Source organism: Sorangium sp. So ce726, from assembly GCF_051521405.1.
Taxonomy (GTDB): domain Bacteria; phylum Myxococcota_A; class Polyangia; order Polyangiales; family Polyangiaceae; genus Sorangium.
In genome coordinates this window covers 4277111-4291300 of record NZ_CP150349.1, presented here as the reverse complement: position 1 = coordinate 4291300, position 14190 = coordinate 4277111, and the positions used below count along the sequence as shown (strand labels likewise).

At 71.4% G+C, this 14190-nt stretch carries 11 protein-coding genes; 6 read left to right on the top strand and 5 right to left on the bottom strand.

Going from position 1 to position 14190, the window contains the following annotated elements; translation table 11 throughout:
• The first annotated feature begins 33 nt into the window (after positions 1-33).
• The 3 genes from WME79_RS16050 to WME79_RS16040 are packed head-to-tail and all read left to right on the top strand — an operon-like array spanning position 34 to position 2895.
• The gene (locus WME79_RS16050) at positions 34-1722 is read left to right on the top strand and encodes a tetratricopeptide repeat protein (RefSeq protein ID WP_437536211.1); all 1689 of its coding nucleotides are present in this window, start codon (positions 34-36) and stop codon (positions 1720-1722) included.
• Complete coding sequence (gene pgsA, locus WME79_RS16045; RefSeq protein WP_437536208.1) at positions 1712-2368, top strand: CDP-diacylglycerol--glycerol-3-phosphate 3-phosphatidyltransferase; 657 nt, start codon at positions 1712-1714, stop codon at positions 2366-2368. Before WME79_RS16050 ends, pgsA begins: the two co-directional genes overlap by 11 nt.
• Positions 2369-2412: 44 nt before the next feature.
• Positions 2413-2895 (top strand): hypothetical protein, encoded by a 483-nt coding sequence (locus tag WME79_RS16040; RefSeq protein ID WP_437536205.1) that lies wholly within the window; start codon positions 2413-2415, stop codon positions 2893-2895.
• Between the two features lie 154 nt (positions 2896-3049).
• Here the strand turns inward: WME79_RS16040 and WME79_RS16035 are convergent, their stop codons facing one another.
• Positions 3050-5311 carry an MYXO-CTERM sorting domain-containing protein gene (locus WME79_RS16035; protein WP_437536202.1) on the bottom strand — a complete coding sequence of 754 codons (2262 nt, stop codon included), beginning with the start codon at positions 5309-5311 and terminating at the stop codon, positions 3050-3052.
• 235 nt (positions 5312-5546) lie between these two features.
• Here WME79_RS16035 and epmA point away from each other — a divergent pair, with 235 nt between their 5' ends.
• From epmA to WME79_RS16020, 3 genes are all read left to right on the top strand, one after another.
• The gene (epmA, locus tag WME79_RS16030) at positions 5547-6872 is read left to right on the top strand and encodes an EF-P lysine aminoacylase EpmA (RefSeq protein WP_437536199.1); all 1326 of its coding nucleotides are present in this window, start codon (positions 5547-5549) and stop codon (positions 6870-6872) included.
• A complete protein-coding gene (locus WME79_RS16025; protein WP_437536197.1) occupies positions 6869-7420 on the top strand; it encodes a hypothetical protein in 552 nt (183 codons plus the stop codon). The genes epmA and WME79_RS16025 overlap by 4 nt, the downstream gene beginning before the upstream one ends.
• 66 nt (positions 7421-7486) lie before the next feature.
• On the top strand, positions 7487-7879 hold the full coding sequence (locus WME79_RS16020; RefSeq protein ID WP_437536194.1) for a DUF423 domain-containing protein: 393 nt from the start codon (positions 7487-7489) through the stop codon (positions 7877-7879).
• Positions 7880-7906: 27 nt separating this feature from the next.
• On the opposite strand, the gene WME79_RS16015 is transcribed toward WME79_RS16020, so the two are convergent.
• The 4 genes from WME79_RS16015 to WME79_RS16000 form a co-directional block, all read right to left on the bottom strand.
• Complete coding sequence (locus tag WME79_RS16015; RefSeq protein ID WP_437536192.1) at positions 7907-11227, bottom strand: efflux RND transporter permease subunit; 3321 nt, start codon at positions 11225-11227, stop codon at positions 7907-7909.
• Position 11228: 1 nt separating this feature from the next.
• On the bottom strand, positions 11229-12497 hold the full coding sequence (locus tag WME79_RS16010) for an efflux RND transporter periplasmic adaptor subunit (protein ID WP_437536189.1): 1269 nt from the start codon (positions 12495-12497) through the stop codon (positions 11229-11231).
• A gap of 187 nt (positions 12498-12684) precedes the next feature.
• Positions 12685-13563 (bottom strand): hypothetical protein, encoded by an 879-nt coding sequence (locus WME79_RS16005; protein ID WP_437536187.1) that lies wholly within the window; start codon positions 13561-13563, stop codon positions 12685-12687.
• A gap of 305 nt (positions 13564-13868) precedes the next feature.
• A complete protein-coding gene (locus WME79_RS16000; protein WP_437536185.1) occupies positions 13869-14081 on the bottom strand; it encodes a hypothetical protein in 213 nt (70 codons plus the stop codon).
• Positions 14082-14190: the final 109 nt, after the last annotated feature.

The window sequence follows — 14190 nt, the reverse complement described above, 5'->3', positions numbered from 1 at the left end:
GTGTGTGCGTTTTCGTGTACGATCCCTCCGACAATGCACGAGCGCGACGACCCACGGCCCTCCACACGCGAAGTCGCGGCGGAGGAGTTCCTGTTCCACCTGCACCGGGGCAGCGAGCTCCTGCAGGACAACCGGGTCCACGCCGCGAAGGCGGAGCTCGAGCGCGCGCTGTCGCTCCAGCCGAGCGATCCCAAGGGGCAAGACCTGCTCGGGATCGTCTACTTCCGGCTGGGGCTCTACCCGCGGGCGATCGCGATCTATGAGCGGCTGATCCAGGCCCACCCGGAGGCCGTCGAGCCGCGCATCAACCTGGCGCTCTCGTACCTCAAGACCGGGCAGCCGGCGCAGGCGCGGTCCGAGCTCGAGAAGGCGCTCGAGCAGAACCCGAAGCACCAGCGCGCGTGGGGCTACCTGGGGCTCGCGTTCCAGCGCATGGGCGACTACGAGCGCGCGAGCCACGCGTTCGCGGCGGGCGGCCACGACGCGATGGCGCGCCGCCTGCTCGACATGACGGGCGGCGGCGCCACGGGCCGGTACTCGATGGAGCCGCCCGACACCGAGGATCAGCCGCCGATCGAGGCCAAGGCCGAGGTGCAGCGCGCCGCAGGCGAGGCGGTGCAGGCGCTCGATCGCGCCGGCGCGGGCTTCCGGCACGACTCGGATCTGCCGCGCATCCCGTCAGGGACATGGTCGGCCATCGAGCCTGGCCGCGAGATGATGCCGACCATCCCGGCGCCGCCGTCGCTCAAGAGCCTCGGGGCGGACGGCCGCCTGGGAGGCGCGACGAGCCCGCCCGGCGCGAGCAAGGCGCCCGGCTCCCGGGTCGGCGCGGCGCCGACGGTCCCGTCGATGCCGGCGGTGCAGGCGCCGCCTGGAGGGAGCGTGGCCCCGACGGTGCGCCGCAGCACGGTGGCGCCCGAGGAGCCCTCCGCGACGGGCCGCTTCGCGATCGCCGTCCCCGCGGCGGCGGACGCGGCGGCGGCGAGCAAGAAGGCGGCGGGGCGGCCGTCATCGTCCTCGCTGCCGCCTCCCACGGCGGCGCCCGCCGCGACGCCGCCGGCCGCGACGCCATCCGCAGCGCCGCCGCTGGAGACGCTCTCGGCGCTCGCGCGCGAGCGGCTGCTCGTCTTCCCGCGCGAGGCCGCGGTCACGCGGCACCCGAGCGGCGTCGTGCTCGTGCAGTCAGCGAAGGGCTTCGTCGCCCGGCTCGACGCGCTGCGTACGATGAGCGTGCACTCAGGGACGGCCACGCACGTGCTGAAGCGGCAGGCGCGCGGGCGCATCTTCGACGAGCCGCTCGGCGGGCCGAACACGCCCTTCGTCGAGATCGGCGGGCGCTGCGAGCTCGTGCTCGGCGCGCCAGAGGGGCGGCGGCTCCACCCCGTGACGCTCGGGGAAGAGCCGATCTACCTGCGCGAGGACGTCCTCGTCGGCTTCGATCTGCCGATCGGCTACGAGAACGGCCGCCTGCCGGCCGGCGAGGGCGAGGCGGTCGCGATGGTGCAGCTCCGCGGCCGCGGCCACATGGTCCTGTCGGTGCCCGAGCGCGCTGCCGCGCTGGAGATCACCCCGTCGCGGCCGACGTCGACGCGCGCGACCGCGGTGCTCGGGTGGATGGGCCGGCTCCTGCCGCGCACGCTGCCCGCCTCCGAGGCGCCTGGAGGGATGCAGGGCTTCGTGACGTTCGGCGGAGAGGGGATGGTCCTCGTCGATGGTCGCTAGCGCGGGCACGTCTCTGCGGGGCATCAAGGCGCAGCGGCGGCGCACGCTCTGGGAAGACGCGCGGAACCTCCCGAACCTGCTCACGTTCGCCCGGATCCTCATGATCCCGGCCGTCCTCTTGCTCCTGTCGAGGGGCGCGCCGCGCGACTGCTTCTGGGCCGCGGGCGTCTACTCGCTCGCGGCGATCACCGACATGCTCGACGGCTACCTGGCGCGGCGGCAGGGCCTCGTGAGCGTGCTCGGCAAGTTCCTCGACCCGCTCGCCGACAAGCTCATCGTCGCCGCCACGCTCGTGTGGCTCGTGCCGATGGGCCGGATCCCGGCGTGGGCGGTGGTGCTGCTCATCTCGCGTGAGATCACGATCACGGCGCTCCGCTCCATCGCCTCGACCGAGGGGCTCGTCATCGCGGCGGGCGACGGCGGGAAGATCAAGACAGCGCTGCAGATGATCGGGATCGTCTGCCTGATCCTCGGCTACCCGTACCGCATCCACCTCGGCGTCGACTTCGGAGAGGTCGACGTGGTGCACGTCGGACGTCTGCTCATCTATCTATCGCTCGTCTTCTCGATCACGAGCGCCGCGCAGTACATGGGCCTGTTCATCGACGCCATCGACGCGAAGAACCGGTCGGCCCCTCCGCAGTAGATGGGCAATAGGCAAGCCCGCCTGGTTCTGCTAGACCAGCGCGCGTGAAAGCCCCGAAGACATCGCGCAACGCCTTGCGCCCCGCGCTCCTCCTGGCCGCGCTCGCCGCGGCGATCGTCGCCTCCGCCGCGAGCTGCAGCCGGCAGCAAGAGGGCGAGCCCTGCGAGATCGCGAACGGCAACGATGACTGTGCCGATGGCCTCGAGTGCATGGGCATCGGTCAGCAGCAGCAACAACATCGTTGCTGCAGACCGGATGTGACCACGCAGGTCTGCGATCCCAACCAGAATCCGACGACGAGCGGCGCGACCAGCACGAGCGGCGCGACCAGCACGAGCGGCACGACCAGCACGAGCGGCAGCGGCGGTGGCACCGGCGGCGACGGGACGGCCGGGGGCGGCGGTACAGGGGAGGGCGGAGGCGGCGGCGGTACGGGCGGCGCCGGTGGTACGGGCGGCGCCGGTGGTACAGGTGGCGCCGGTGGTACGGGCGGCACGGGCGGCACTGGCGGCGCAGGCGGGCGCTAGCGCAGCGAGGGCAGCCCCCGCACCACACCCACAGAAGCGATACGCGCGAGCGCTCCAAGCCTCGCGCTTCTGTAGAGGGCAGGCGCCACGGCGGCGCGCGTCGACACGTCGCCCGCCCCGTGACGCCAGCGGCCTCAGGCCTCAGGCCTCCACTTCAGCCCACCGCGCGACGCGCCCGCGCACGCCGCCTGAGCACGGCAGCTCCGGCGAGCGCGACCCCGGCGAGCGCCGTCCACGGCGCGACGGGCGCGCTCGGCTCGGCGGCGCGGCAAGCGCACCCCACGACCGTCGTCTCCGGTCCGGGATCCTCGATCGGATCCGTCGGATCCGGCGTCGCGCCGCCCGTGGCGCCGGCGGGCTCCGGCTCGACGGGCTCCGTCGGATCGACCGGCGGCTCCACCCCGAGATCTTCGCTCTCCACCGTCACGGACGACGACGGACAGTTCTTGTGACCGATCACCAGATAGTACGTCTGCGTGGGATCGAACGGCGGATCGGAGGTCTCGTCGATGACGAGCTCACCGCTCGTCTCCGTGATCCCCTCGACGCTGTAATCGTAGTTCGTGGCCTCCGGCAGGAGCTCGCCCAGCGTGAAGCCGACGTGCCGGCCGGCCCTCACGTAGATGCTCCACTCGACGTCGTTCCCGCGGTCGGGATCGAGGTCCACGGTGAAGCGGATGCCCTTCGCGGCCCGATCCGTCTTGCTCTTGAAGTGGAAGAGGCTCTGCAGGCTGAGCTGCGAGCGGTAATCCGCGCACGACGCCCCGGTGCCGAAGACCAGCGAGTCGATCCCGAACATGTTCGTCGTCTGCGACTTGCCCCCGGTCAGATCGAGCACCTCCTCGCAGTCGTTGAGGCCCCGGCTCTCGATCAGCGCGTCGACGGCGCTGGCGTCCGCCGCCGTGAGCTCGCCCGCGGTCACCAGCTTGTCGGTCGCCCTCTTCAGCGCCTTGGCGAAATCGCCGAACGAGGCGTTGGGGGTCAGCAGCGTCACCGTGCCCCAGACGAGCTTGTCGCCCACCTTGGCCCCGAATTTCTCGCGCAAGGACCACGCGAGGCTGCCGATCAGCTCGCCGTCCTCGTGCACCTCGCCCACCAGATCGCCGGGGCAGGTCTTGGTGTCCTTCGCGAGGTCGCGCGCCATGCCGAAGGGCGCCAGCGTCGCCTCGCCGAGCGTGGAGTCGCCGTTCACGGTGCAGGCGAAATAGTCCGCGATGCCCTCATCGATGCTGCCGGCCCAGGGGGAGAGCCCGTATTCGTTGACCGCGAACTGGCCCCCATTGTAGCCGACCGCGTTGGCGGAGACGTAATGGGTGAACTCGTGGAGGAACACGTCGGAGTCGTCCGAGAAATCGAAGAACGAGCCCTGTCCGATGGCGATGAGGTTCGGCGCGCGGAAGGGCTCGCCCACGCCCTCTCCCGAGAAGAACGCGTTGTCCATCGGCCGGCCCGCCTCCAGCATGTTGGCGACCGCGACGAGCTTCCAGCCAGGCGCCCCCATGTCGATCTGGTGGGTCGACACGAAGTAATCGCGCATCCGGGTGAGGTGGTAATAGATGCCGACCTGCGCGAACTGGTCATGCGCATCCTCCGCGCTCGTGGGCGGATCGTAGAGGAAGTCCTCCCCTGCGTTCGGCCCGACGCTCTGCTCCAGGGTGAGCGGGACGCCGGCGGCGAGATCGCCATCCACGTAATTCACCACCTTGAAGTTGCCGTTCCAGCCGCTCAAGGTCTGGGGATCCGCCACGTCGAGGCTGCTGAGCTCGAGATCCTGGACCTCGGGCGTGACCGCCGAGCTGATGGGGTAAACGCGCCCTCGCGCATGCACGGCCAGCGAGCGCCTGTGGACGAGCTTGCCTGTGTGCGCGTCCACGAGGTAGCGCTCCCCGCCGCGATCCGACCGGACATCGACGACCCAGACGAGCTTGCCGCCCGTCTCGGCCTCGGGAAACACAGCGAGCGCCGCGTTCGGCCGCTCCGCGAGCGTCATCCCGTAGGTCGCCTCGACCGCGCGCCGCGCGGCCTCTTCGCCGTACGTCGGCGTCGTCGCGACCGACAGGTCCCGCGCCACGTCGAGCACCACGACCTCCGCGCGGTTCTCCCGAGTGACGTCGATCGCCACCGCGGCGCCGAGCACGGGCAGTCCGGCGTGGACCTGCGCAAACCGGACAGTGCGGTGATCGCCATCCACGAGCTCGCTCTGGTAACGCAGCGAGACGCCCTGGAGGCGGAGCTCTGAAGCGGCGGACTTCAGAGCCGCCTCCGCCGCGCCCTTCGCGCCATCCGCGCCGCGGAGGGACAGGGCCGTTGCTGGCGAGCCCTTCCGTAGCGTGTGCCACTCGGACGCGGCGGCGGGCCCCGCAGAGGCCAAGGCTGCGAGTGCGGTCAACGGAAGCAAGAGCGGCAGTCGTCTCATGGGTTCATCTCTCCGGCTGGATTTCTGCTGGCTTTCTGCAAGCAGCGCTCGCGTGAGGCGCGGCAGGGCCGGACCGACGAGCGCGACCAACGTAACGAGTTGCGTTGGCTCATCAAGGAGAAGCGACGCGACGTCCTCGCGGAAAATCAAGGAGTTGTAGCCGTGGTTGCCTCGTTACGTGACCTCCTTGGTCAACCTGCGTGGTATGTCTCCGGCACCTTCAACGCAGGCTCCCGTGGCTCTCTCTGAAACAAACACCTCGATTGGGTTCCCGGCGACGTTCGCCCCGAGCGACATCGTCTCCGCCTGTTCCCCGTGCTCCGCCGGTCCCTCCGGTGCGCCGCTGCCCAGCAGGGTTCGCGTCGGCGGCCGCGTGCTCGAGGTCGCGGAGGGCGCGGTCGTCCTCGGCGACGCGTTCAGCGCGCTGCGCGTCACGCTCGAGGGCGCGCTCGCGCCGCCGCTCGAGGTCGGCGATCTCGTGATCGTCGAGGGCGCGCCGGCGCCGGCGCCGACCGACTGCGCGCTCGCGTCCGCGCGGCTCGTCGAGCGGATCGCGCCCCGGAGGCCGCCGCGGACGCGCGCGGGCGCCGCGGCGCCGCCGTCGAGCGAGACGGAGCGCGCGATCCATCGCGGGCGCGGCGCGGCGCTCGCGCAGCGCGCGGCGGCGCTCGCCGCGGTCCGGGCGCTGTTCGCCGAGCGCGGATTCCTCGAGGTGGAGACGCCGAGCATGGTCCCCTCCCCCGGGCTCGATCTGCACCTCGACGCGTTCGCGGTGCAGGCGGCGCGCCCGACGTTCCTGATCACGAGCCCGGAGTACCAGATGAAGCGGCTGCTCTCGGGGGGTGTCCCGCGCTGCTTCCAGCTCGCGCGCTGCTTCCGGCGCGGGGAGCTCGGGGACAGGCACAACCCGGAGTTCACGATGCTCGAATGGTACCGCGCCTTCGCCGACGTGGACGAGGTGATGTCCGACACCGAGGCGATCGTGCAGCGCGTCGCGGGCGCGCTCGGCGCGGATGGCACGATCTCGACGTCCGGCAAGCAGGTACGTTTGGAGCGGCCGTTCCCGCGGATCTCGATCGGCGAGGCGTTCGCGCGCTGGGCGGGCGTGACCGCGGACGACGCGATCGCGCTCGCGTCGAGCGACGAGGAGCGGTTCTTCCGCCTGCTGGTGGACGCGGTGGAGCCGGCGATTGCCGCGCTGCCCCACCCGGTGTTCCTGGTCGATTTCCCTGCGCCATTCGCGTCGCTCGCGCGGCTCAAGCCGAGCGATCCGCGGGTCTGTGAGCGGTTCGAGCTGTATGTCGCGGGCGTCGAGCTCTGCAACGGCTTCGGTGAGCTGACCGACCCGGTCGAGCAGCGCGCGCGGCTCCTCGCCGATCAGGCGGCGCGGGCCGCTCAGGGCAAGCCGGTCTATCCGATCGACGAGCGCTTCCTCGACGCGCTCGAGGAGGGGATGCCGCCCGCGGCGGGCAACGCGCTCGGGGTCGATCGCCTCGTCGCGCTGTGCCTCGGCGCCGCGTCGATCGGCGACGTCCTCGCGTTCCCCCACGGCTGGCTGTGACCGGCGCGGCGGTCCCCGACGGCGACGCGCGCCTCTCACAGGAGGTCCTGTCGCAGCTCGCCCGCAAGTACCTCACGCTCGCGGAGCTCCGGCGCGCGCGGGCGGCCGGGGAGCCGATCCCGGGCAAGGAGGTGTTCCGCGCGCTCGCGGGGGAGTTCCCCGGCGCGCTGAACGAGCTCGACAACCTGCCCTTCGACGAGATCGAGCGGCGCCACGACGCGCTCTCACGGGCCCTCGCCGGCGGCCCGGAGGAGCGCTGGATGGCGTGGATGCACGGCTACCACACGCTGATGCGGGCGGCGCTCTACGTGAAGATCCGCGTCGCGCGTCGTGAGGAGCTGTCCGACATTGCGGCGGCGGCGCTCGCGGAGCGGGCGGCGAGGCACGCCGGCACCCCCGTCGACGTCGCGTTCGTGATCGCGGTCAAGGCGCCGCCGGACGGCCGGCTGAACCGCCTCGTCCTCGGTCGGCTCGCGACGACGTTCGGCGCGTCGATGGCGGAGATCCGGGGGACGATCTTCCCGCGGCGGCGGGCGGAGGGCGGCTGACGCGCCGCGCGCTCAGCCGAGCGCCCCTCGTGACGATCGCCGGCCATCGGCTAAGCTCCGCGCCCGATGGAACGTCTCTTCTTCCTGCTCTCGGGCGTCTACGGGTTCCTCGCGGTGGCGCTCGGCGCCTTCGGCGCCCACGGGCTCAAGTCGACGCTCGACGCGCAGGCAGACGGCGCGCTGCGCCTCTCCTGGTGGCAAACGGGCGCCCAGTACCACCTCGCCCACGCGCTCGCGCTGGCGCTCGCCGCCCACCTCGCCGCGCGCACCGGCGGCGTTGCGGCGACGGTCGCGGGCTTCTGCTTCGCGGGCGGCGTGCTCCTCTTCTCCGGCAGCCTCTATGCGATGACCCTGACCGGCGTCCGCGTCCTCGGCGCGGTCACGCCGTTCGGCGGGCTGCTCATGCTCGCGGGCTGGGGCGCGGTGGCCGTGGCCGCGTTCGGGATGGCGAAGGGCTGAGGCGCCCGCCGGAGGGCGGCGCCGCGCCTACGTCGTCCTGCGCGCGAAGAGCCGGCCGAACCGCGCGGACGCGCGCTCGCGGAGGGAGGCCACGCGGGACCGGACCCGCCCCCAGCGCTCGCTGCGCGCGAGATCGTCGAGCAGCGAGTACGAGACCGGCGTGACGATCAGGGTGAGCAGCAGGCTCAGGGACTGGCCGCCGATGACCACGACGGCGATCGTCTGGCGCTCCTCGGCCCCGGGCCCCGTGCCCAGCCACAGCGGGAGCATGCCGGCGACCAGGGCCAGCGTCGTCATCAGGATGGGCCGCAGCCGATCGCGGTTCGCCTGGAGGATCGCCTCCTCGCGCGGCACGCCCTCGCTCCGGAGCTTGTTCATGTGGTCGACCTGGAGGATCGAGTTCTTCTTCACCACGCCGAACAGCACGAGGAAGCCGAGCGCAGAGTACAGGTTCAGCGTGTTCCCGGTCGCCCACAGGCTGAGCAGCGCGAACGGCACCGACAGCGGCAGCGAGAGCAGGATCGTCACCGGGTGCACCAGGCTCTCGAACTGCGACGCCAGGATCATGTACATGAGCACGATCGACAGGAGGAACGCCCAGATGAACTCGCCGAACGTACGCTCGAGCTCCGCGCCGCGGCCGCGCACGCTTGTCGTGTACGCCGCGGGCATGTCCATCTCCCGGGCGGCGCCGCGCAGCGCCTCCAGCCGGTCGGCGAGCGCGTAGCCGGGGGCGACGCCGGCGCGCAGGCTCGAGACCCGCTGGCGATCGAGCCGGTCGATGCGCGACGGGCTCCTCGCCTCCTCGATGCGCACCAGGTTGTCGAGGCGCACAAGGTCGCCCCGGAGCAGCGGCGTCCCGACCGAGGGCGCCGTCGCGCCGCCGGCGCCGCCCGGCGACGGCGCAGCCGACGCGCGCGCCGTCCGCGGCACGTACAGGCGGCGGACGGCCGCCACCCGATCGCGATCCTCCTCGATAAGGCGCAGCTGCACGTCGTAGTTCTCGTTCTCGGCCTCGTCCCGGAAGCGCGAGACCGCCTGATCTCCGCCCACCATCAGGCGCAGCGCGGTCGCGATGTCCTGCGTCCGGACCCCGAGCTGCGCCGCGCGATCACGCTCGATGAGCACCCGGAGCTCCGGCCGGTCGATCTTCAGCGTCACGTCGGCGTCCACGATGCCGCCGAGCTTCGCGGAGCGCTCGCGGAGCTCGTTCGCATAACGCTCGAGCTGCTCGATGTCGGGGCCCTGGATCGCGAAGTCGATCTCGAAGTTCCCGCCGCCGATGTTGAACGACGGCACGTTGCGCACCGAGATCCGGAGATCGGAGTACTTGCGCAGCTTGCGCCGCACCTCCTGCATCACGTCCTTCTGAGAGTAGTTGTCCTTGAAGGCGCGCCATGGATGGCCGGAGAACGTCTCCCGGAGCAGCCGTGTCAGGGAGAACGTGCGCTCGTCGTGCGGGGCGATGCGCACGAAGGCCTCGCCCGCGCTGACGCCGCCCACGAAGCCGCCGCCCGCGGTGGCGAGCACGCTCCGCACCCCGCGCACCCCGCGGACGTCGTCGCTGATCTGCCGCATCACGTCGTCCATCGCGCCGATGCTCGCGCTGAGCGGGGCCGTGACGCGGATCTCGAACTCCGCGTCGTCTGCGCCCGAGGGGATGTACTCCTGCTTCACGAGCCCGTAGAGCGGCACGGCCGACGCCATCACCAGCGCGCCCGAGACGGCGACGAGCGCCCGGTTCCGCATCGCGAACGCGAGGGCGCGCGTGTACCTGGCCTCGAGCCTCCCGTAGAAGCCCTCTCGCGTCGCCGCCTCGCCCCCGCCGCCCGGCCCCCCCGCCTCGCCCGCCCCGTGCGCGCGGGCGCCCTCCTCGCGGAGCAGGCGCGCGCTCATCATCGGGGTCAGCGTGAAGCTGACGAGCAGGCTCACGAGGATCGCGACCGTGGCCGTGATCCCGAACTGGAACAGGAACCGCCCCGAGATCGACGACATGAACGACACGGGGACGAAGATGACGACGAGCGACAGCGTCGTCGCGAGCACGGCGAGCCCGATCTCCTGCGTCGCGGCCCTGGCCGCCTCGAAGGAGTCCATCTTCTTCTCCTCGACGAAGCGGAAGATGTTCTCGAGGACGACGATGGCGTCGTCGATGACGATGCCCACCATCAGCACGAGCGCCAGCATCGTCACGCTGTTCAGCGTGAAGTCGAGCAGCCACATCATGCCGAACGTCGCGACGACCGACGTCGGGATGGCGACGCCCGCGATGATCGTGGACCGCCACGACCGCATGAAGAGCAGCACGACAGCGCACGCCAGGATACTGCCGAGGACGAGGTGCACGTTGATCTCGTGCAGCGCCGTGTAGATGTAGCCCGACTGATCGCGGATCACCTCTAATCGCACGTCCTCGGGCATCTGCTCGGAGAGCTTGGCCAGGTTGGCCTTCACGGCCTCGATCACCGCGACGGTGTTGGCGCCCGACTGCCGCACCACGTCGAGGACGACGGTGGGCTTGCCGTCGAGGCGGGCCAGCGAGCGCTGCTCGTAGGTGCCGTCCTCGGCGCGGCCGATGTCGCGCACCCGGACGGGCCGCCCGTCGACGGTGGCGACGACCAGATCGTTGAACGCGCCCGCGTCCTCGATGCGGCCCATCGTGCGCAGCGTCCGCTCCTCCTCCTTCCCGGTGACGTTCCCCGCGGGGATGTTCGCGTTCTGCTGCACGATCGCGTCGCGGACGGCGGTGATCGGGAGGCCGTACGCGGCGAGGCGATCGGCGTTCAGCCAGATCTTGATGGCGCGCTCCTGCCCCCCCACGACGCGCACCTCGCCGACGCCCGACGACCGCTCGAGCTGCAGCCGCACGAGCTTGTCGGCCAGCTCGGTGAGCTCCCGGATCGATCGATCGGCCGAGAGGGCGATCGACATGACCGGGGTCGAGTCGTTGTCCTGCTTCGCGATGACGGGCGGCTCGGTGCCCACGGGGAGGCGGCGCAACGCCGCCTGCACTCGATCGCGGACGTCCTGAGCCGCCGAGTCGATGTCGCGGTTGAGGTTGAAGGTGGCGACGACGACGGAGGTGCCGCTCGTCGAGACCGACCGGAGCTCGGTGATCCCCTCGACGGTGTTGACCGCCTCCTCGATCTCCTCGGAGATCTCCGACTCGACGTCCTCGGGCGCGCCGCCGGGAAGCGTAGTGCGGACCGAGACCGTCGGCAGATCGACGGCGGGGAAGCGATCCACGCCCAGCTTGAAGTACGCCACGGCGCCGACCACCACGAGGGCGAGCGTCAGCATGGCGGCGAAGACGGGCCGCTGGATGCAGATCCTGGCGAGCGCTTGCACCCTAGCCCCCTTCCACCACGCGCACCGGCTGCCCTTGCTGGAGCGACCCGGGCCGGGCGACGACGGACTCCCCCGCTGCGATACCGGACACGATCTCGACCCGATCCCCCGCCGTCTTTCCGGTGGTGACTTGCTTCTCCTTCGCCTTGCCGTCCTCGACCGTGATGACCTTCGCGAGGCCGGCGAACCGGACGACGGCGGTCGCCGGCACCGTCGGCACCGGCCTCGAGCTCACGACGATCTGCGCGCTGACGAGGCTTCCCGGCCGCAGGTGACCGGGGTTCTTGATGTCGCTCTCCACGAGCAGGGTGCGGCTCTGCGGGTCGAGCGCGGGCGCGAGGCGCGCGACCGTCCCCGGATAGGTGGCGCTGTCTCCCTGGAGGGTCACGCGCACGGGCTGGCCCGCGCGCACGCCGGCCGCCTCGAGCTCGGGGATGGCCACGCGCAGCCGCAGCGGGTCGATCCGGACGACATCCACGATCGGCGCCCCGGCGGCGAGGTACTGGCCGACGTTCGCTCTCCGTATCTGGACGACGCCATCGAGCGGCGACCGCACCTGGGTGTCGGCGAGCTGCTGCCGCGCCATGCGCAGCTCGGAGCGCCGCTGGCGGACCGCGGCCTCGCGGATACGCACCTCCTCCCGCGCCGACTGCACGGCGGTCTCCGCGCGGACCGCCGCCGCCTCGGCCGCGTCGAGGTCCATGCCCGACATCAGCCCTTCCCTGGCGAGCCCCCGCGCCCGGACCTGGTTGGCCTGCGCTTCCTTGAACGTCGCGAGGGCCTGCCTCACGATCGCCGTGCCCTCGATATCGAGCTCGCTGTCAGGCCCGTCCGGGGGCAAGCCGAGCTGGGCGCGGCTCTGCGCCAGCGCGGCCGTGGCCTGCTCGATGCGCAGCTCGTAGTCCCGCGCCTCCAGCTGAGCGATGACCTGATCTCGCTGGACCGGGCTCGCCAGGTCGACCGAGATCGAGGCGAGGCGTCCGGCCACCTTGGCCCCGAGCGTCACCTGCTCGTCGGCGTCGAGGGTCCCCGAGATGTCGACGGCCTGTTCCATGACGAGCTCCGTCACGGGGGCGAGCGTCACCTCCTTGACGCTGGCCGCAGGCTTCTCCGGCTTCGCGCCGCCGGGCTGAGACGCTCCCTGGTTGCATGCGAGGCACTGCAGAGCGGCCGCGAACGCGACCGGCAATGTCCAGAACACCCTTGGCGGGCCGGAGGCGCGGTGACGGGAATTGGCGGGCTGGCGAAGCTCGGGAAGGACAGTCCACATGGCGGCGGCCTCAGATGACCAGGAACGCCCCCCCGAGCGCGTGTTCGCCGCAGGATATTGGACGCATCAGGGCTGCAGCGCAACGTGCGCTCGGGCACGCCGAGGCGGTGCCCGCTTCACGAAAGCGGCTGGGATCGGGCTCTCGACGTGTCGGATCGGCCTCCCGGCGTGTCGGATCGGGCTTCCGTCAGGTCGATTCCGGCTCAGGCGCTGCCGGTGTCGGGTTTGAGCCGCTCGTCTCGGCCTCATCCCGCTTCACTGTGCGCTGACGCGCGCGGGCGCGCGCCCCCGAGGCGCGGAAGAGCGCGAGCACCTTGCGTTCATCGCGGTAGACATAGCGGCCTGCGGCGCGGATCTCGTCCATGGCCTCGCGCAGCCACCAGAAGGCGCGATTCCGGAGCGCCATCGCGGCGTTGCCCTCGGGATCGACGGCGCGCTCCGCCGCGCCGCTGCTGAGCGCCGCGGCGAGCTCGCGGGCTCGCTCCGGGGCGCGCTTGGGAAGATCGGCCCTGGCCAGCGCGTCGCGGTGCTGCTCGAGGAGCTCGGCGAGCTGATTCAGATCGCTCACCAGGTCGGCGACGCCGGCGCCAAGGACGATCCCGTCGACACGCCGCTCCACGTCCTCGTCCGCCGCGAGGAAGTAGCGGAGCGCCGCGATGGCGTCGCGCTTGAGGGCCTCCGCGTCCTTGCGCTGCGCGCGCAGGTCCGAGGAGAGCGGGAGCGTGCGGACCTCGGTCCAGGCGGACTCGGCGGCGGCGAGCAGGTCGCGCCGGGCAGAGATCGAGGTGCCGACCTCCTTCGAGAGCCTGCTCTTCTTGTAGATCTCCTTGCCGAGCTTGCTCAAGGCGACCTCGAGCTCCCGCGCCTCCTGCAACGTATCGGAGACGGGGTGGTCGATCGGCGCTTCATAGGCGGGATCGAGATCGAGCAGCTCCTGCCGCTGGGCGGCCGTGAGCGCCGATTTCTTCTTGCCGCCGCGCGGCGGCTCGGAAGAGGGCTTCTCGCCCTGCGTGTCCGCGTCCGATGCGGCCTCGGTTCGTGATTTCTTTTTCTTTTCGCTGGCCATCGGCGTGAGAGTACGGCAGCTCGCGCCATGCGGTCGAGCGTCAAGGACGCCTGCGGCCCGGCGGCCTGCTACGCGCCTCGATGCCCACCGCGGAGAGACTCGCGCTCGGCTCGTTCATCGCACCAGGTCAAGGTGCTCCGGCCTGGCGCGCGTCGGCTGCCTGCGCGGCGCGCGTGTGACGAACACATCACACGTCCATCTCGCGAAGCTTGCGCTGCCGGCGCGGGTGAAGTTGCCCCGGTGCAGCAGAAAACCGCCATGACGCCAAGAGAAGAGAGGGAGAGTCGTCACGGCATTTTCCGCGCCTACTCCCCTGGTTCCTTGGCGCCCTTGGCGCCCTTGGCGTCATGGCGGTTCGCTTCGTCGCCCGACTTCCCGCAGTGGTGATAGCTGATCCGGATAGAGGAGATATCCCGGGCGTCGTCGATCGAGAGGTGAACGAGCCGCGCCGCAGCAAGGGATTCGCGTTCGGGCCCAAGCCCGCCGAGCAGCGCCGAGTTGCGCTCCGCGTCAGCCACCCTCTCTCTCAATCAATCGCCCAGCCCCGAACCAGACCATCGCAGGCGAACCCGCGCTCCCCGTTTGTGTCAATCTCGAGTCCATCCCAGGCTTCCTTGATCGAGACGA

What these genes read in the sequence shown, in the direction of transcription:
- WME79_RS16050 (WP_437536211.1), top strand. Translation starts at nt 34, where the DNA reads ATGCACGAGCGCGACGACCCACGGCCCTCCACACGCGAAGTCGCGGCG.
- pgsA (WP_437536208.1), top strand. Translation starts at nt 1,712, where the DNA reads ATGGTCGCTAGCGCGGGCACGTCTCTGCGGGGCATCAAGGCGCAGCGG.
- WME79_RS16035 (WP_437536202.1), bottom strand. Translation starts at nt 5,311, where the DNA reads ATGAGACGACTGCCGCTCTTGCTTCCGTTGACCGCACTCGCAGCCTTG.
- WME79_RS16020 (WP_437536194.1), top strand. Translation starts at nt 7,487, where the DNA reads ATGGAACGTCTCTTCTTCCTGCTCTCGGGCGTCTACGGGTTCCTCGCG.
- WME79_RS16010 (WP_437536189.1), bottom strand. Translation starts at nt 12,497, where the DNA reads ATGTGGACTGTCCTTCCCGAGCTTCGCCAGCCCGCCAATTCCCGTCAC.
- WME79_RS16005 (WP_437536187.1), bottom strand. Translation starts at nt 13,563, where the DNA reads ATGGCCAGCGAAAAGAAAAAGAAATCACGAACCGAGGCCGCATCGGAC.